This is a genomic window from Yersinia massiliensis (assembly GCF_003048255.1).
Lineage (GTDB): Bacteria > Pseudomonadota > Gammaproteobacteria > Enterobacterales > Enterobacteriaceae > Yersinia > Yersinia massiliensis_A.
The window spans coordinates 85,233-102,051 of record NZ_CP028488.1; the positions used below are offsets into that span (position 1 = coordinate 85,233).

A 16,819-nucleotide genomic window follows, 5' to 3' on the forward strand; every position below is an offset into this window, starting at 1 on the left:
TCGGTCAAACAGAAAGGGAAGTTGTGTCCAGGGCTAACAAGGTGTCCTCATCCAACGGATTGATACGGTCTCCCTCAAGGGGGTCAACCTCCCCACGATTAAGATATTGCTGAAGATGCATGCCGCGTGTAGTGCCTTCCATCTTATTAACCCAGTAGTTTCGAGCGACAAGTTTGCCTTCATGCCGATAAAGGTGCATAAACTGAGCATCAGGCCGAATAACCTCAACAATAACCCTGCGTCCCACAGTACCGTAGTGACAGTTATTGCAACCGTTGTGATTACGAAAGCGGATTTTGTCTTTGTCACAATAGGTAGAAATTAGCTGTAATTCATCAGCTTCAAGGCTGTCTTTCACCTGTTCATAAGTCTGTTTGCAGCTAGGGCATAGCAAAGGCACCAGGCGTTGTGCAATCAGGCCGACAATCAGTTGGGGATCAGTGATAAGCGCAAGCGGCACGTCCAATGTATCAACCATACGGCTGATAATACTCGGCGCGTCATTGGCATGCAGTGTTGCCATCAGAAGGTGCCCAGTTTCGGCTCCAGAAATCGCGGTTTTAACAGAGTCTTTGTCACGCATTTCCCCTACTATCAATGCATCAGGGTCAAGACGTAAGCTGGCCGCAATAGTTCGGGTCCAGGCTTGTTTGACTGCTATAGGATCACTTTTGTCGGCGAAAATAGGGATCTGGATGCCAGGTAGTTTGCCCTCCGGGGGGTCTTCGATTGCCAGTAAGCGTTTAAGGCCATAAGTAAACACGGTATACATCTCAGCAAGAGTACGCAGTGTGGTACTTTTCCCCGAACCCGTCGGGCCCGAAAGGATGATAAAGCCATATGGACTGCGGAGCATACGCCGTATCAGGGTGATCTGTTCGGGATTGAAGCCGAGAATTTCCAGCGAGGGAATATCGTCTCTTTCATCCTTGATCAGTCGGACAACGGCATAAACACCATTCTCAGTAGGAATATGCGCATAGCGAGCCGCATATAAATTAGCTTTGTGTAAATACTTGTTTTCAATGCGGGCATCCTGGATCTCGTTCTCCATGAACTCCCTGGCGCCTGTATCCGTCATGGAGTTAACCATGCAACGTAGCAGAGTCATCCCCTCATCAGTCTTTTTATTGGCCACGACTGACAAATCGCCATAGATACGCTGATAGATGGTGGTACCGTCTGTATTGACCAAAAAATGCATATCAGACGCTCCCGCAGCTGCTGCTTGGGCAAATAGGTCAATGACTTCCGGTTGTAGGTTTTCTGCAGTTTCTACATGGACGCGGTTTTTTTGGCGGTGCTGGGCTATTTCATCAAAGCGAACTATCTCAGTGATCAGACCGGGGATCTTGGCCAGCGCTCGTTGCAGCTCACTTTGAACCGCAGGCATTTTGCAATGGTCGGCAGACACATAGCAAACTGGGGGGGAACCTATTTCCCAGAACATATATTCGTTAGCCAGTGCATTGAATTCAAAAACTGGAGGGGAATTAGTGAGTGTCATGTTATTCACCAAAAGTCAGGGTATGACGCTGGCCCTGCGTATTTTTCACTTCGACGGTACTGGCAGAAATATCCGTCACGAGTAAATCGCGGCCGGGGATGTTACTGCCCGTGCGGACAATGATAGATAAACCCGTATCAAGCATCAGGCGAGCCGATAACGACCGTCCTTGTCCACTGATTTCAAGGATACGGGGAGGGCCAGACTTTGTTTGCTGGGGAATGCTGATTGAGGGATTAGGCAATCCGGGTGGCAAATTTGTACCCGACAAAACCATCTGCCCTGATGATGTGTCGCTGTACTGGCTCTTGGCTTTTTGAAGTGAGGCCCGTGCATTGGCCAATTGGGCTTGTGCTTCGGTCAATAACGTTTGCGTATTGAGTTTTTCCAATTCGTTCAAGGTACCAGACGGTAAGGGAACGGCTGTGTTTTCTTCCGGGGGTATTTGCTGCGTTGGAATTTCGGTGTCTGCATGTGCCGTTATGGCCAGAGCAAATAGCAGCGGAAAAATAAAAAGTACACGGTTATGGATTGGCATAAAGAGTTCCTTCGAGTGTGTAGCTTAGGCGAACACCCTCACGTACTGTGCGAATACGGGCTATGCGTAACCCTGGCATCGGTAATGAATCGATATAGATGTCAGGCGATATAGGGAGGATTAACGTAAAACGTACTTCCCGCCAAGGTAGCGTGATGTTCTCTCCGTCGATTAATCGTGTATTCGGTTGGGGGTCGAGCTGCAACTGTGCATTTTGCCGCTGGGCAAATGTGGTCAGTATTAGCATGGCTTCTGTCAGACCTATTAGTTTTTGCTGTCCTGAACCAGCTAACGCAGATATGGGCAACGTGACTGTCGCTTGATCTGCCCCTCCAGGAATATTGAAAGCAACCTGGTGTTCGCCAAACAACTCTTGTGCCCGTCGTCTAAAATCAGCAACGCTGGCGTTACCGGTCCGACGATAGATAAGAGCGATATCGCTCTGGCGTGTGTAGGTTTTACTTTCTAGCATCCACCCGGCGACGGACAGAGGAATTAGATATTCACCATTACCACGAATAATGGCGGGAGCATCTGGCAGAGAAGGCCAGGGGGGTAATACGGGTTTTTGTGCCTGAATGTTTTCTTTGAGTTGCAGTTTTGCCATCTGCAATGCTTTATCTTCTTTCCACCCTTGATAGATATGTGTTCCTACGATGACACCTACTACAGCTAGCGCAATCAGTGAAAACCGTTGCACTGGACGACGCAGGGACATCGAAGGGATGTTGTAGAGTTTGTTAACACTGGACGAGAGGGTGAAGTCAATCAGAGGCGTTGGGTTAGCCTCCCTATCCTCAAAAAAACCCACAGGCGCAATAACATGCCATTTATGGGCGCTCTTATTCATAGACAAGAAAAAAGTGACAGCGGCTAGCATACTTTCTTTGTTGCCCACCTTGTCACTCAGAACGGAGAGTTGGCCTTTACAGTTGGCCACAAACCAATAGATACCACTTTGTAGTTCAAACACGGCGTAGCAATCATCACTGAGTTGATGAGCTACAGCCAAGGCAGCACTGATAGGCGCTTTCTTTTCACTTTTTGGCACTTGTACCCAACACGCCAATAACTCGCTCTCAGAAAAAGATGTAGCGAGAAAGTGTGTTGCACCCTCTTGGGTGGCTCTGCGCCGTAACTCGGACTTACTCTGTGTGGGCGCTATTTCCCACCTTAATGCAGCCAGCCAGTTCTGGTCGGGGGGAAGAGGGAGGCGGGTGGCACCGTTTAATATGTGTAACGAATCGTCCATTTATTTATCCCACAATGTTAGCTGTCACCAGAATGAGTAACATATTGCGACTTTTCTCCGCGTTTCCGCCGCCACCTAATCCCCAGAATGAGGTTGATCCAACGCCCTGTTTGGATGCCGTGTTGTTGCCCTGATCAAAGGCAGTCAGCAGCATGGTATTGCCAGAGCGGAGAATAACGCGGTAAGTGGAGGTTTTAAGGTGTGTTCGGGAAAGCTCTGATTGCGCATCACCTTGTTTGACGGTGCGGAACGTCGGATCATCTGAGATGCTTATAGAAAATTGCAGTTGCATCTGGTCGCTTTCCGGCATCATGTAAGGCATAGCCACCATATTAAAACCCGTGGTAATGGTGGCTCGCTGGATATCAGTAGAACTGCCTACATTGGCAGTCTGAGATGTCGTAATTCCAGCGACAAAGTCTTGCTGTAATGCCATTTGTAGAGGTACTGGTGACATATTCGTGGTCATGGCAGAGGCTTGAGTCACGATACTGGTGTTGGTTTTTTCAGACAGTGCTTTAATAAATGCCGCAGACCCTTTTCCTTTTCCATCCAGTAGGGTAACCCCACCACTCATCGCATTCTCGGCCGCATTCGCAAATGAACCTGTTAGCATGCCTTTGACGCTGCCGCTGTTAAATACGCCGGTCAAATCGAACCCCAGGTTTTCCTGATTACGGGCTTCGACACTGTAAACCTGAACATTAAAGACCACTTGCCGGTTAAGCTGTTTATTACGGTCAGCGATATAACGACCCACAGCTTCCAGTACTTGAGGTGTATCGCTTACCGTTAACATTCCAGCAGAAAGATTCATACGACCGACTTTAGGCGTCAGCATAGCGGTTACAGTGGTTTTGATATCGTCATATAAACTGGTTTTTATCTTCGTTTCGGTCGATTGTGATGTGTTGTTATCGCCAGAAATACCGCCGGTAGACGTGGTCCCTCCTGAACTGCCGTTGCTGGTTGTTGTTCCGCTGACTGTTGTGGAAGAAAAGACCGTCATGTTATCCATGAAATTGACAGGAAACGTGCGTGTATCAATGTAAAAAATAGTTATTTTACCCTGCTCATAACGCCACGATAGCCCAAGGCGGGTAGTGATGCTATCTAGGAAGCCATCTAGCCCACCTTGCCAGAAAACACCATGCAAAGTGTTATTGGTCGTAGTCATCGGTGTAGCAGAGGGTCCTGACATTGAACCTAATTGTGCCAACGGGATCATGCCCGTAGTCGGATCAGGCGGGGGAATAGAACCGCTCATTGCCTGAGTCGTTGTTCCCCCTGAGTTACCGACCCCTTGGGCATCCGGCGTGATAAATAACGGAATTCGGCAGGTTGTAGAAATGAAGGCACCAATCTCTGCAAGGCTAACGTCACCGGCACGACTAAATGTTGGTGCGCACGAAGGGAGTTGGCTTTTTTCGCTACCTTTTCCGGTTATGGGGGTTGTATTAATCCATTGCGATGTCAGCTCTTGAACGACCTTGCCCTTTCGCATGTCCTCAATCTTGCCAGTAACGATTTTCTGAGTGTTTTCTGTATCACTGATCTGAGTATTGATGCGTTCCAGACTTGAACAACCCGTCAGTAACAGGCAGACAAAAATAGGGGCAAGTTTCACCCTTGGATGTAGCAACATGTGTTCTCCATTAATTGATGTAGACGATTGACCCGTCTGGAATTGATGTGGGAGCAATGAGTCCTGTGCTGAGTCCCGCGTGATCAAACAACTGCCGGTTGTAGACTCGACCTACAAGCGATGAACTCAGTGATGCATTGATTAATGCATTCATAAGGCCAGGATAGTCAGTTTGATAAACCCATGTTTTTCCTTGGGTTCGGAGGTTATTGACAGGGCCTAGAGGAAATACTGGTTTTGCGATATCAACCACACCATCATTCTGTGGGTGAGTGTAGAGCGTGTCGTTTATCTGGTTGATATAACTTACCGTTGCCACAGCTTGTGCCTGCACTTCGGTGGTTTGAGTAGACAATGCATTCATTTCAGTGTGCCGGGGCGGGACGAGAGTCAATGTCAACAGACCGACCATAAACACCATCATCCAGTGCGTCATTTTGGCACCTCGTCACTGACACTCACCTGACACTGCTGACTCCGGGTTCCTGCATAAAGCGGTACCGAAGCATTCAGATAAAGGCTGAAAGCACCGTTTAGTGCATCCATAAATGTCCCATGGAACACAAGCGGAGCATCGATACGGTAATTCACGGAAGTTAACCACTCCACGGTCCAGTGTTTAACGTTTGGAAGTGAACATTTCTCTTCGGCAGACCATGTCAATATTGAGTCTTTGAGAGTACTACCTGGGGCCATAACCCACTCTCGTTGAACTTCTTTCTCAATCGGTATCGATATCTTGGCAGAAAGTATTGTGGGAGCATTCTTCTCTGGAACGGATTGGCCAGTGAATGGATTGGTTTTATTGACTACTTTGGTTTTAAGGGATGGTGCTGTAGTTGTTGTGATTACGGAGGCTTTAGGCACCAGAGGGACTGTCGCAGATACCGTAGAAATAGAAATCCTTCGATTTGACCAGTCGATTGATGCTTTTAGTTTTTCCTGCGTAAGCAAACTATTCAGTACATACGGCCATTGATCATTACCGCGCCACTGTAATGGTCGGCGTACATCGGGTGTGATACCTGGACCATAACTATGTTGCCAACCTACTGGCGCTATTCGTGTAACTGCCTGCCTCAGCGTCTGAGCTTGACCCGCGCCCGCCAGCGCGGGGGTGCCTTGTCGTCCATCAGTAAAACTAACAGCGTGTAATCCCGCAATCTTCTGGCCCGCCAGCATCGATGATTGTGATTTATTGGCTGCATTTAATACCAGTTTGTTTGTTTTTTGTGGCACAGCCGGCAACGGATTCTTAGGTTTTAATCGGACATTGCTAACTACTGCCAGTTCAGCCTGGGCTTGCTGAATAAGAGGACGCTGTTCTTGTATCAGCGTGGTAACAAATTGTTGTGCCGGAGTTGTAGGAGGCTTGTGAGTAGTTAGGGCACACCCGCTCAACACCACCGGCGCTAATGCGATGGGGATGAGCATTTTCATTGGTGTTTATTCCTGGGGCCGCGTGGTCGACGTGGTTCGTTGGCTATATCGAGGACTTTCTGAGCCAGTTCAGCGCTGTCGATTTGGTAAGCCAGGTCCAGAATGGCGTAAAGGACATGGCGACAAGCAATGGGCCGGTCGAGCCTTCCGGTCAGATTTACGGCCTGTTCTGTCAGCATTTTGTCATGCTGAACACCCAGGGAATATGTTTTGCGTAGAGACATTCAAGTCACCTCGGTTACGCGGTGGCGTATGCAGAGAAAAAAAACCACCCGACATTTCGGGTGGTCAAGAGGAGTATCAGTGGAGACAGAGGGTGCTACTGGGGGTAGGAATGACGGCGTGACCTGCAAGAGTTCAAATGGGAAATATACTGAGGAAGATAATCTTTACCGGTGTCATATGTTTTATTACCCGGACTACGAACATCATCTTCTAAGGTAAAAGTTTGTAGAACAAAATCATCAGATTGCCATTCAATGGCAGGGGGAACATCTTGGACTTGCTTTGACATCTATCCTCCGGTTAGGCAGAGAAATACTGAAATCAAATCAATAAATTCATCGGTAGTTAGCGTATTGCCTCGATAAAAGCATAAAAGAGGGCACTGCGTACTTCACCATCTTTTTCATCAACCAGCGACTGGATCTGCTGGCGTTGCACGTTATTGAGTGGAACCTGATTCTTATCCCATTGACGTTTTCCAGGATGAATGCTGGAAAATGCCTGCACACAAACCGGCAACCGCATCACACTGTCCACGACTGTTTCACGAATAGGAACGATCTCGCCCGCAAAACGTACCAGATGGCTGATACCTGGGGAGGTTTCGATTTTTGATGAGTGATGAATTTCGGGATCGAAACAAATAAAGATATAACCAGGAAATAACTGCTCGATGACTTGTCGGCTTTGGCCAGGACGGTCGGCCCGAGGACGGTAAACGCGCATTATTGGACTAAAAGCCATGACATTAATGCGCTCCAGGGTCATCTGGGCTTTGAAGACGTTATCTTTTCCTGCTTTATGGCAAGCGAGATACCAGCGTTCCATGATGTTCCCCGGTGATGGGCGGAAGAATAATGAAAAAGCGCAATGAAGTGAGTAAGCTCCGCCAAAATTGAACCCAGTGGATTCAACTGACAAAGACGAGCGATAGTGAAAACGTGCATCGCGGTTCTCCTAACTGCGCTTTAGCCTGGACTGCACCCGACAACCAAGGGCAGAGAGGTGCCGGTAGGAAGCTACCAGGCACAGTCCAGGCTAAAGCAAATGTACGGGTTTTTGGCGGGTGTAAGTTGGCGGACTCGCAAACCGTTTAAACCTGTACTTAAGTATGGTGTTGAATGGTATTTTCAATCTAATCTGTTGTAAATTACTTTTTAACGATCATATATCCTGACATGAGCACTTCAAACAGCGATAAATAACTATTTACCCCTGTTTTTTGATCAAAAGATCTAGAAAAGATCCTTTTTGCAGATCAATTGATCTTTAAAACAAAATAATCAGAATATTTGACTTTCATAGTTACCTTGCTGACAGGCTAAATATTGATCAATTCAGTGCTGGAAATCTAAGGAATCGGAATGTTCTTGTTTTCTTTTAAGGCTAACTATGTTCATGAGAAGGTTTTCTAGCGGGTTTTATTTGCTGTTTTATCTGGAGGGGATACAAAATAAACATACAGTAAGATAGGATATGCAAATACCGTCTTGCAGCACAAAAAGAGATCGATAGAGATCCATTTGTTGCAAGCCGGCCAAAATCCGGTAGTATTTACGCATGTTTTTGCTAGGGTTTCTTAGCAGTATAAGTATCTGAAGTGGTACAGAAGAATGAGAAAGGGCGACGTTTTATAACGTCGTTCTGTTACTGGATGGGACATATCCTTAAATGTCCGGGGTAAAAGGTACCAGGACAGCGGGCCTTAAATGCAAAAACCCCCCGAAATCCATTTGCAACTTGGCGGAAGCGTGGATATCAGGGGGTCACAAAGCAGGCGCTGGCCTGTGAGAGATTATAACTCATGCAATTTAGAAAACAATACCCATCCGCCATCTGTGTAGGATGGGGTGAATAGTCAAAGCCAACAGGCCATTCAGGTACATCCTGATCCTCTAAAACGTACACGGCGAGGCGAATCAAACGCTTTGCGACGTGGACAATCTAAAGTTCATCGGCGTTATACACCACAGTTGTGTTGCTCTGTGCCTCGAGGCATGGCGGCAAAAGTTGTGGCGCGTATGCAAAGCCATAATTGGCACCGCAATCATGATCTCATTGAACTGCGGCGGGAAGGTTATGTGCCATACACCAAGCGCAATGACCCTTACTTTACGCCAAAGGCAATGCGTATATCGGCACGTTCTGAAAGCTGTGAAGCGCTGACCGCGTTGTCAATGGCACTGGCTGCCAATTGCGATTACAACCCTGACAGTGACTACCCGTTCGAAATCATGGCTCCGTTTGAGCAAATTGCGGCCGCGATGGGTATGTTGCATGTTTATGATAATGGTCGCAAAGCCTATGACAGTCCATTACATGCCTTATCAGTACAGGAACAGCTCGGGTATGTGATCGCGCTTCACGGTAAAGATACTGATAGTGGCCAGAACAAGCCGCTGCGTTTATGGTTGACTGAAAAGTTCTTTATTTCCCGAGGCATTGCCGTTGAAGAGATCCGTCATTGGCTTGGCCAGTTCAAAACATGGGCAATAAAAAACGGTTTAACTGAAAGTTTGCGTAAGAAATATGAAAGGCATCTGCTGCGGATTGAGCGTATTGGCATTGATCTAAATGACAAACCCTCGCTACGGAATCGCTTGAAACAAATCAAACGTTGGGTTGTTAGCCCTGACCTGGCAAAAGAGAAGCAAGATAAAGTGGCTTTTCTGGAGGGACGACTGGCTGAAATCAACAGTGGTAATTCCCGGCGTCTCGATCTCCTTCTGGACGAGACACAGCGTAAAATTAACAGTTTGGCCAAAGCGAAGCGTAAACGGCAAAACCCTTATTATGATGCCTATGTCAAATGGTCAACCAGTGGAGTAGTCATGACGCATGTAGTTGTGTCACAAGAACTGGCGTTGCAGAAAGAACAGCCTGGACTCAAACACAGTGACCCAGAAACCTTTTACCGGTTATTGCTTGAGCGTGCTGGCATAGTCTAGCCTTAATTATACCTCTTCCTCGAATTCTACCGTGCCTAGCGCGGTTTTTGTCTTGACCCAACATCTGGAATTGGGTGTTATTTGACCACTTCCGTATAACCCATTTTCCATTATTAACCCGAATTCGTGACTGACAGAGACGTAATTTTGATTGTGCTGAATATTTGCACCGTTAACTTCGAATGGGGTCAGTTAATTTCGTAGTATCATTGATAAATATCATTAATTTCGAACGTTATTCCTGAACAAAATAAGCCTCTAAAAAGAGGAGTACTTTTCGAGCGGCTAAAGCCAGCTCTCTAAAGTAGCTCCCCTCGCTCCGCTCTGGGCAAATGACAACTCAACAATCGAGAATAAATAACTATAATAAGTAGCTCCCGGCTAAAGCCGGGCAAAATAGTTCACATAACCATCCGTTATTAACTGACATTAATTTGATTGCATCTATCTCAGTCGCTAATTCTTTCTTTTGTCTCCGACCATTAAACTATTTCATTGCTGTAAGCTGAGTTGGACGGCTCTCGCACAGCTCAAGCCTCCAAAACAAGGTCTAGCAGGAAGGGGGGAGTTTACGGGATTATGGAAGTCTGGAACCGCTCCGCGGGTCACCGGCGACCCTTACCAATAGAGTTTTCTTTTACATTGTTGTCGCCTGCATACGGCATAGCCGTATTGATCAGTATTCGATCAATCGTCAACATTTGATCGTGTTTAACACTGAATTTACAGGTAGGCAAAGTGCTATTCCAAAAAAAATGACGTAGCATTATGGGTTTAGCCATGAATTCAGATTGCCAGGTTTCTATGTCCACGTTGTTTATTGATTTACTAATCAAACCACGTAAAAGATTTACGATAAAAACCCGCACGCATGATGCATTCGTACAATGCCTAGTTGAATACGTGCAATTACACTATGCGAGAGAGCCAGGTTGGTCATTGTACAAATATGGTACTAGCTGGGGATGTTTATGCCTGGTAGTTACACGGCCTTTCCTCAGTTGGCTTGAAAAATTTCGAGATAACCCGCGTATTAATGAAATCCTAGATACTTTTTTACCCCATATACCTGAGAACGGAAAAGAGCTCGATCCTCCAATAGCGGTATACATCCCTCTTTACTGGTTCTGTATAACAATACCTCCGGTTCGTGATCAAATACGAGATATGTGGTTAGGTAAAACTACTCACACTATTTTGACAGCACCACCGCCGCGTATCAGAGTGCCTTCTTTAAGGCCTTCTGATTATTATCTACTCTATGAGGGGCGGGCTGTAGCTCGGGATTTACAACAACATTTCCAGCGATGCTTAAATGAGAATATCCCTTTTATCGGGGTATGGCACTATCGACCGAAACAACAAACTTATGCGCACAGGTATGACATTCTCTTCTCCTGGGAGCCTTTTATAAAAAGCCATCCTAATATCTTTGATAACCCAAAGTATCCTGGAATTGATAAGGTTATCCTGCGCCGCATTACACAAATTATAAAAGATAATAGGCAACGTGATGGTTTTGAAAAAGCTCAGATACAGAGCCAGTTAAGCAAAGGTCAGCTCAATATTCTCAAATTGAATTTTACGGCAGCTGAACAGCTAACGTTAGATCTGGTCAAGCTGACGCTGCAGCTGATTGAGGAAATGGAACAAAAGTTAGAAACAACTGAGGCCTTGGGAACAAAACTTGGTTTATTGGAGTAACCTAGATAGGGCACTATATACTTAGCGCCCTATCTACCTTAACTATTTCTACGCTGATTTAGAAGTTCGATGGCAGATTCCATTTCTGCGTGCAATTTCTCCAAATCGCTTCCTTTATGAACATGGTTTGGTTCAATGATCCCGGAAAAATCACGCACGCTGACGTCAATACTGGAACAGGGAGCATCAATGTTTAATTTTATCGTTGCAGGCGAAATTTATGAATTTTTCCAGGAGCAAAAGGGCAGTGAATCATTTCCGGTATCACGCCTATTTGAATCCACCTCGGACAGCATCAGAAATAAATTACTGCCGCTGACAGAAGAATCACTTAAATATTTATCCAGCCTGCCGGTCATATTTATGACCGAGCCGGAAAAAGAGACTAACTATAAAGAGTACTCACTGATCAGAATAGGAAGCATCAGCAATTTGGAAGTCTTACCGGAAAGGCGCGAACCTAAAATAAAATTCGACTTCACCATTTTGACGGATTTAGGCAAGTGTGAGATTCCTTCTGAAAAGGATTATTCCAGCCTTCTCGGGCTGGGTTTCTTTGGCCTTCACCGCACACGCTGGTCAGTAAAAGATCTGGAGTTAACAGACGCGCTGAATGTAATGGGGATCGATACTCAGGTGCCTCCGCCGCCGCCGGGCAATGTTATTATTCCACATGAAAGCAGCGATGATCAGACGATAATTACTGACGTAAACGCCTACCTTTCTGAAGTGCTTGACCATTCCTTCACGGAAAACGAAGAAATCTTTTACCGGGGACATTCCGATTACCGGTATGAGCTGACGCCGTCCTTGTACCGCAAGGATGATGAGCACGGAAACTTCCGCTACCGACAGCATGAGTCAGAAATGATCAACGAGCTGCTGACGGTTCAACCTTCCGAGTTCATGAACGACAGGTATATGCTGGACAAGCTGGTTCGTATGCAGCATTACGGCCTGCCTACGCGACTATTGGATGTCACTACAAATCCGCTGATTGCGCTCTACTTTGCTTGTTCGACTATGAAAAAAGAGAATGACAGGGAGATCGACGGGAACGTCATTATCATGACCACCCGGAAAAGCCAGATTAAGTTCTTTGACTCAGACACAGTCAGCTGCATCGCGAATCTGTCACGCCTGCCTGAATCGGTAAAGAAGGTGCTGGATTTGAGCCAGACTAAGTCCAGCTTTAACGAGACGGACGCCTGTGCGCAGCTGCTTCACCTGATCAAGGATGAGAAGTCGTATTTCAAGCACGTCATCGAGCCTGACGATTTACAGCGGCTGATTGTGGTTAAAGGCAGAATGTCCAACCCGCGCATTAACTCGCAGTCGGGGGCATTCCTGCTGTTCGGTGAGGATGCCGTTCTGCCGGAGACTGGCCACAGTGAAATCAAGATCAAAAAGTTCCGCATCAGGAACAAGACCGGTCTGATGACTCAACTGGCGCGGTTCGGGATCAATGAAAGCACTGTGTACCCAGGCATAGAAAGGGCTGCGGGCGAAATCGCCAAAAAGTATGACCTGTCAAAAAGACGCTGAGAACACCGCCAGAGAAACTAATGGAGGTGGACATGGAGTTTGACGTTCAACGGAACAGTTTCACACGTTAAGGTTTTTTTGTCTGATACAGCTTAACGTAGGTTTTCGCCCCATTTGACCTCAAACCCTTACGCCAGCAAATTTGGCCATTTCACTAACCACTTAACTTGCGGTTATTGTTCCAATATCTGAAACCCTAATTATGCATTTTCTATCGGTCAAATTACACCAGTAGAAAAGCCCTGTATGGGAGATAGCTAAAGTTACGGCTGTATAAAGATTTATGGGGAATACCTAAAGTTTACGAGCCAGACAAAGAAGGCTCAGGATTTTTAGTTATGATAGTAAAAATCAATTTTCCGTCTTCTGTCTCTGACATCGATGCCGACAGTGGTGTTTCTTTACTGATTTTTTCTAGCGCTGGTTTGATGAACGTTCGCTTCATTTCGGCAAAATTATCACGCTGGGATTGTGGCAATTGATACCGTTCGGCAAGCCAGTTCGGTGTTGTGATCCATATACCTGACTTTTTAAACTGACACAGGCTTTCATACAGGCGGATTGCCCGGACACTGTTAATACGTCCACAGTCATACAAGTTGTAAGTCGTAAATTGGCTGCTTAGGTCAAGGAGATAAGGCATGACCTTATGATTGAATTCAATTGACCAGGAACCCCGACCGCGTTTAAGACCAGCCTCGGCTAACCACGGGCGTTTACGTTCTTCATATTCACCGTCTGACGGGAAAAATGTCACTGAGCTATTAGATAAAGCATCAATTCCTTTTCTAACGTCTGTACTGGCGGTCGCCTGGCTTACTTTAAACAGGCGCTGATAATCTGCCACACGGACGGTAAAAGTTCCCTGATGTTCCTCTTGCCGATAGGTTTCCATAAGGCATAACCAGAGCACTCGTTTCGCTTGTAGTGAGAGATAGTAGGCGGCTTCGGTCAGCTCATTTGATTGTGCAATGGCAGGACGGTTTGTTTTAGGGGTTTGAGGTCCAATGGGGCGAAAACCTACGCTAAGCGTCTATATATTCGTTAACCTGTTGATTTAACGGCCTTAGCTCACCTTTCATCACATTTTCAGACAAGGTGAATGAGTAATGACCTAACATATTGATATGGCCATGCATCAATGGTGATAATCTGGATATATCTTCTTCATTAATTTCAGTAGGCTGGCTATCAGTATTAATAGGGGGCCGCTTGGAAAACGGAAAAAATCCCACGCTAAGGTGATTTATTGTTCATTGTATGGTGCTGCCTTACTTATCAGTACCCTATCGTTAAACTTTTTCTTTTCACAACAAAGATGAAATTTTGCCCGTATTGCCCCGACTCCGTTGTTCCTGTTATCTACCACTGAAGAATTAATACTAAACGAATTCGATATAACATATATGTTTTTGACTTCCTGGTTTAGAAGCGCGACACTATTCATTCAACGCAGGAGGTCACGATGTCATCAATTTCACCCCTACAACTCTTTAAAAGCCTGTCCGATGAAACCCGTCTGGGTATCGTCCTTCTCCTCAAAGAGATGGGTGAACTATGCGTATGCGATCTCTGCACGGCGCTGGAACAGTCGCAGCCTAAGATCTCTCGTCATCTGGCAATGCTACGTGAAAGCGGATTGTTGCTGGATCGCAAGAATGGAAAATGGGTTCACTACCGCTTATCTCCGCATATTCCTTCATGGGCTGCTCAGGTTATTGAGCAGGCCTGGTTAAGCCAACAGGACGACGTACAGGCTATCGCCCATAAGCTGGCATCAGCTAACTGCTCTGGTAGCGGCAAGGCTGTCTGCATCTAAAAAATTTGCCTGAACATATATGATTTTTCAAATGTGAGGTGTTCGTGATGAAAACGTTAACGGTGTTTGACCCGGCTATGTGTTGCAGTACCGGCGTCTGCGGTACAGATATTGATCAGGTTCTGGTTGATTTTTCTGCGGATGTACAGTGGCTAAAACAGCGTGAAATTCAGGTTGATCGTTATAACCTGGCACAGCAACCCATGAGCTTTGTACAGAACGAAAAAGCCAAAGCATTCCTTGAGGCATCCGGGGCTGAAGGGCTTCCATTGTTGTTGCTGGATGGAGAAATGGTGATGGCGGGGCGTTATCCGAAACGCTCAGAGCTGGCCCGCTGGTTCGGAATACCGCTGGAGAAAGTAGGATTAGGATCTAAAAGCTGCTGCGGTGGTAATACTTCTTGTTGCTGAAATGTCAGGAGGACATATGAAATTTTTACAGAATATCCCACCTTACCTGTTTTTTACCGGTAAAGGGGGCGTCGGTAAAACCTCTATTTCCTGTGCCACAGCTATCAGCCTGGCGGAACAAGGCAAGCGGGTTTTGCTTGTCAGCACCGATCCGGCTTCAAACGTAGGCCAGGTGTTCAGCCAGACTATTGGCAATACCATTCTGCCGGTGGCCTCTGTACCGGGACTTTCAGCGCTGGAAATTGATCCTCAGGCCGCCGCCCAGGAATATCGGGCCAGAATCGTTAATCCTATCAAAGGCATTCTGCCGGATGATGTCGTTAACAGTATTAACGAACAACTCTCTGGTGCATGTACCACAGAAATTGCGGCTTTTGATGAATTTACCGGTCTGCTGACTGACGCATCATTATTGACCCGCTTTGACCATATTATCTTTGATACCGCGCCAACCGGTCACACTATTCGTCTTCTCCAGTTGCCCGGTGCGTGGAGTAGCTTCATTGAGAGCAATCCTGATGGTGCTTCCTGCCTTGGCCCGATGGCAGGGCTGGAGAAACAACGTGAGCAGTATTCACACGCCGTCCAGGCATTGTCTGATCCGTATCGTACGAGGCTGGTTTTAGTGGCTCGACTGCAAAAATCAACGCTTCAGGAAGTCGCCCGTACTCATGATGAGCTTGCGGCGATTGGTCTCAAAAATCAGTATCTGGTCATCAACGGCGTGTTGCCTGAGACAGAAGCAGTCAACGATACCCTGGCGGCTGCAATATGGGGCCGGGAGCAGGAGGCGCTGGCAAGTCTTCCCGCTGGTCTGGACGCTCTCCCTACTGACACATTATTCCTTCAACCAGTGAATATGGTCGGTGTGTCTGCTTTAAGGGGACTTCTCACCTCCCAACCTGAGACGGCTTCATTTGCTGAAGTGTCCGCCCTGCAAAAACCAGAGATATCGTCGTTGTCTGCTCTGGTTGATGAGATTGCCCTTAATGAACACGGCCTGATTATGCTGATGGGTAAAGGTGGCGTGGGTAAAACAACCATGGCCGCGGCCATTGCAGTCAGACTGGCCGAAATGGGGTTTGATGTGCATCTCACGACGTCAGATCCTGCTGCACACCTGAGCACAACCCTCAATGGAAGCCTCAATAACCTGCAGGTCAGCAGAATCGACCCTCATGATGAAACAGAACGTTATCGCCAGCATGTCCTTGAAACAAAAGGACGTGACCTGGATGAAGCGGGGAAACATCTGCTGGAAGAGGATTTACGCTCTCCGTGTACCGAAGAGATTGCTGTGTTCCAGGCCTTCTCACGGGTGATCCGTGACGCGGGGAAACGGTTTGTCGTCATGGATACGGCACCGACAGGACATACATTGTTGTTGCTTGATGCTACCGGGGCATACCACCGAGAGATAGCAAAGAAAATGGGAGATAAAGGGCATTTCTCTACGCCAATGATGCAGCTTCAGGACCCGGAAAGAACAAAAGTATTACTGGTCACTCTGCCGGAAACGACCCCCGTTCTTGAGGCTGCAAATTTACAAGCCGATCTTGAACGTGCCGGGATTCATCCATGGGGCTGGATTATCAATAACAGTCTTTCCATCGCTGAAACCCGTTCACCGTTGCTTCGTCAGCGCGCGCAGCAGGAACTGCCTCAAATCGAGGCTGTAAAGAACCAGCATGCTACCCGTGTTGCACTGGTTCCTGTTCTTGCGGCAGAGCCAACCGGTATAGACAAACTCAAACAGCTCGCAGGTTAATTTTTACTATATACAGGG

The 16,819-nt window shown here is 46.9% G+C and carries 15 protein-coding genes; 7 read left to right on the top strand and 8 right to left on the bottom strand.

The genetic code is table 11. The annotated features are described in order from the left end of the window. Positions 1–4: 4 nt before the first annotated feature. The 6 genes from DA391_RS23600 to DA391_RS23625 are packed head-to-tail and all read right to left on the bottom strand — an operon-like array spanning position 5 to position 6,382. Positions 5–1,507, bottom strand: a complete 1,503-nt coding sequence (locus tag DA391_RS23600; protein ID WP_176396511.1) for a GspE/PulE family protein — start codon at positions 1,505–1,507, stop codon at positions 5–7. Position 1,508: 1 nt separating this feature from the next. Then, entirely contained in the window at positions 1,509–2,045 is a 537-nt protein-coding gene (gene pilP / locus DA391_RS23605; RefSeq protein WP_088130765.1) for a type IV pilus biogenesis protein PilP, read from the bottom strand. Continuing rightward, positions 2,032–3,297 carry a type 4b pilus protein PilO2 gene (gene pilO2 / locus DA391_RS23610; protein ID WP_088130763.1) on the bottom strand — a complete coding sequence of 422 codons (1,266 nt, stop codon included), beginning with the start codon at positions 3,295–3,297 and terminating at the stop codon, positions 2,032–2,034. The genes pilP and pilO2 overlap by 14 nt, the downstream gene beginning before the upstream one ends. A gap of 4 nt (positions 3,298–3,301) precedes the next feature. After that, on the bottom strand, positions 3,302–4,942 hold the full coding sequence (locus tag DA391_RS23615; RefSeq protein ID WP_088130761.1) for a PilN family type IVB pilus formation outer membrane protein: 1,641 nt from the start codon (positions 4,940–4,942) through the stop codon (positions 3,302–3,304). 10 nt (positions 4,943–4,952) lie between these two features. Continuing rightward, positions 4,953–5,378, bottom strand: a complete 426-nt coding sequence (pilM, locus tag DA391_RS23620) for a type IV pilus biogenesis protein PilM (RefSeq protein ID WP_088130760.1) — start codon at positions 5,376–5,378, stop codon at positions 4,953–4,955. Then, positions 5,375–6,382, bottom strand: a complete 1,008-nt coding sequence (locus DA391_RS23625; protein ID WP_088130758.1) for a TcpQ domain-containing protein — start codon at positions 6,380–6,382, stop codon at positions 5,375–5,377. The genes pilM and DA391_RS23625 overlap by 4 nt, the downstream gene beginning before the upstream one ends. Between DA391_RS23625 and DA391_RS24295 the strand changes: the two genes are divergently transcribed. Further along, on the top strand, positions 6,369–6,728 hold the full coding sequence (locus tag DA391_RS24295) for a hypothetical protein (protein WP_129111488.1): 360 nt from the start codon (positions 6,369–6,371) through the stop codon (positions 6,726–6,728). The two genes, DA391_RS23625 and DA391_RS24295, sit on opposite strands and share 14 nt — an antisense overlap. Before the next feature lie 224 nt (positions 6,729–6,952). Here the strand turns inward: DA391_RS24295 and DA391_RS23640 are convergent, their stop codons facing one another. Then, positions 6,953–7,435 carry a transcription termination/antitermination NusG family protein gene (locus DA391_RS23640; protein ID WP_088130754.1) on the bottom strand — a complete coding sequence of 161 codons (483 nt, stop codon included), beginning with the start codon at positions 7,433–7,435 and terminating at the stop codon, positions 6,953–6,955. A 1,022-nt stretch (positions 7,436–8,457) separates the two neighbouring features. Between DA391_RS23640 and DA391_RS23645 the strand changes: the two genes are divergently transcribed. The 3 genes from DA391_RS23645 to DA391_RS23655 all read left to right on the top strand — a co-directional run bounded on the left by DA391_RS23645 (position 8,458) and on the right by DA391_RS23655 (position 12,804). Beyond that, positions 8,458–9,555, top strand: coding sequence for a Replication protein (locus tag DA391_RS23645; protein ID WP_319004320.1), 1,098 nt, complete (start codon positions 8,458–8,460; stop codon positions 9,553–9,555). Between the two features lie 780 nt (positions 9,556–10,335). Continuing rightward, a complete protein-coding gene (locus tag DA391_RS23650) occupies positions 10,336–11,259 on the top strand; it encodes a hypothetical protein (protein WP_088130750.1) in 924 nt (307 codons plus the stop codon). Positions 11,260–11,394: 135 nt separating this feature from the next. Next, complete coding sequence (locus DA391_RS23655; RefSeq protein WP_226720725.1) at positions 11,395–12,804, top strand: FRG domain-containing protein; 1,410 nt, start codon at positions 11,395–11,397, stop codon at positions 12,802–12,804. A gap of 301 nt (positions 12,805–13,105) precedes the next feature. Here the strand turns inward: DA391_RS23655 and DA391_RS23660 are convergent, their stop codons facing one another. Next, on the bottom strand, positions 13,106–13,813 hold the full coding sequence (locus DA391_RS23660; RefSeq protein WP_088130748.1) for a replication initiation protein: 708 nt from the start codon (positions 13,811–13,813) through the stop codon (positions 13,106–13,108). A 456-nt stretch (positions 13,814–14,269) separates the two neighbouring features. On the opposite strand from DA391_RS23660, the gene arsR reads away from it, so the two are divergent. From arsR to arsA, 3 genes are read left to right on the top strand one after another with little or no spacing between them, the layout of a single operon-like run. Then, entirely contained in the window at positions 14,270–14,623 is a 354-nt protein-coding gene (gene arsR, locus DA391_RS23665) for an As(III)-sensing metalloregulatory transcriptional repressor ArsR (protein WP_025376942.1), read from the top strand. Between the two features lie 47 nt (positions 14,624–14,670). Beyond that, positions 14,671–15,033, top strand: coding sequence for an arsenite efflux transporter metallochaperone ArsD (gene arsD / locus DA391_RS23670; protein ID WP_025376941.1), 363 nt, complete (start codon positions 14,671–14,673; stop codon positions 15,031–15,033). 16 nt (positions 15,034–15,049) lie between these two features. Beyond that, positions 15,050–16,801, top strand: coding sequence for an arsenical pump-driving ATPase (gene arsA / locus DA391_RS23675; RefSeq protein WP_025376940.1), 1,752 nt, complete (start codon positions 15,050–15,052; stop codon positions 16,799–16,801). Positions 16,802–16,819 lie beyond the last annotated feature (18 nt).

Bases quoted from the DNA above. Each gene is read 5' to 3' on its own strand.
- DA391_RS23600 (WP_176396511.1), bottom strand. From the start codon at position 1,507: ATGACACTCACTAATTCCCCTCCAGTTTTTGAATTCAATGCACTGGCT.
- pilP (WP_088130765.1), bottom strand. From the start codon at position 2,045: ATGCCAATCCATAACCGTGTACTTTTTATTTTTCCGCTGCTATTTGCT.
- pilO2 (WP_088130763.1), bottom strand. From the start codon at position 3,297: ATGGACGATTCGTTACACATATTAAACGGTGCCACCCGCCTCCCTCTT.
- DA391_RS23615 (WP_088130761.1), bottom strand. From the start codon at position 4,942: ATGTTGCTACATCCAAGGGTGAAACTTGCCCCTATTTTTGTCTGCCTG.
- pilM (WP_088130760.1), bottom strand. From the start codon at position 5,378: ATGACGCACTGGATGATGGTGTTTATGGTCGGTCTGTTGACATTGACT.
- DA391_RS24295 (WP_129111488.1), top strand. From the start codon at position 6,369: ATGAGCATTTTCATTGGTGTTTATTCCTGGGGCCGCGTGGTCGACGTG.
- DA391_RS23625 (WP_088130758.1), bottom strand. From the start codon at position 6,382: ATGAAAATGCTCATCCCCATCGCATTAGCGCCGGTGGTGTTGAGCGGG.
- DA391_RS23640 (WP_088130754.1), bottom strand. From the start codon at position 7,435: ATGGAACGCTGGTATCTCGCTTGCCATAAAGCAGGAAAAGATAACGTC.
- DA391_RS23650 (WP_088130750.1), top strand. From the start codon at position 10,336: ATGAATTCAGATTGCCAGGTTTCTATGTCCACGTTGTTTATTGATTTA.
- DA391_RS23655 (WP_226720725.1), top strand. From the start codon at position 11,395: ATGATCCCGGAAAAATCACGCACGCTGACGTCAATACTGGAACAGGGA.
- arsR (WP_025376942.1), top strand. From the start codon at position 14,270: ATGTCATCAATTTCACCCCTACAACTCTTTAAAAGCCTGTCCGATGAA.
- arsD (WP_025376941.1), top strand. From the start codon at position 14,671: ATGAAAACGTTAACGGTGTTTGACCCGGCTATGTGTTGCAGTACCGGC.
- arsA (WP_025376940.1), top strand. From the start codon at position 15,050: ATGAAATTTTTACAGAATATCCCACCTTACCTGTTTTTTACCGGTAAA.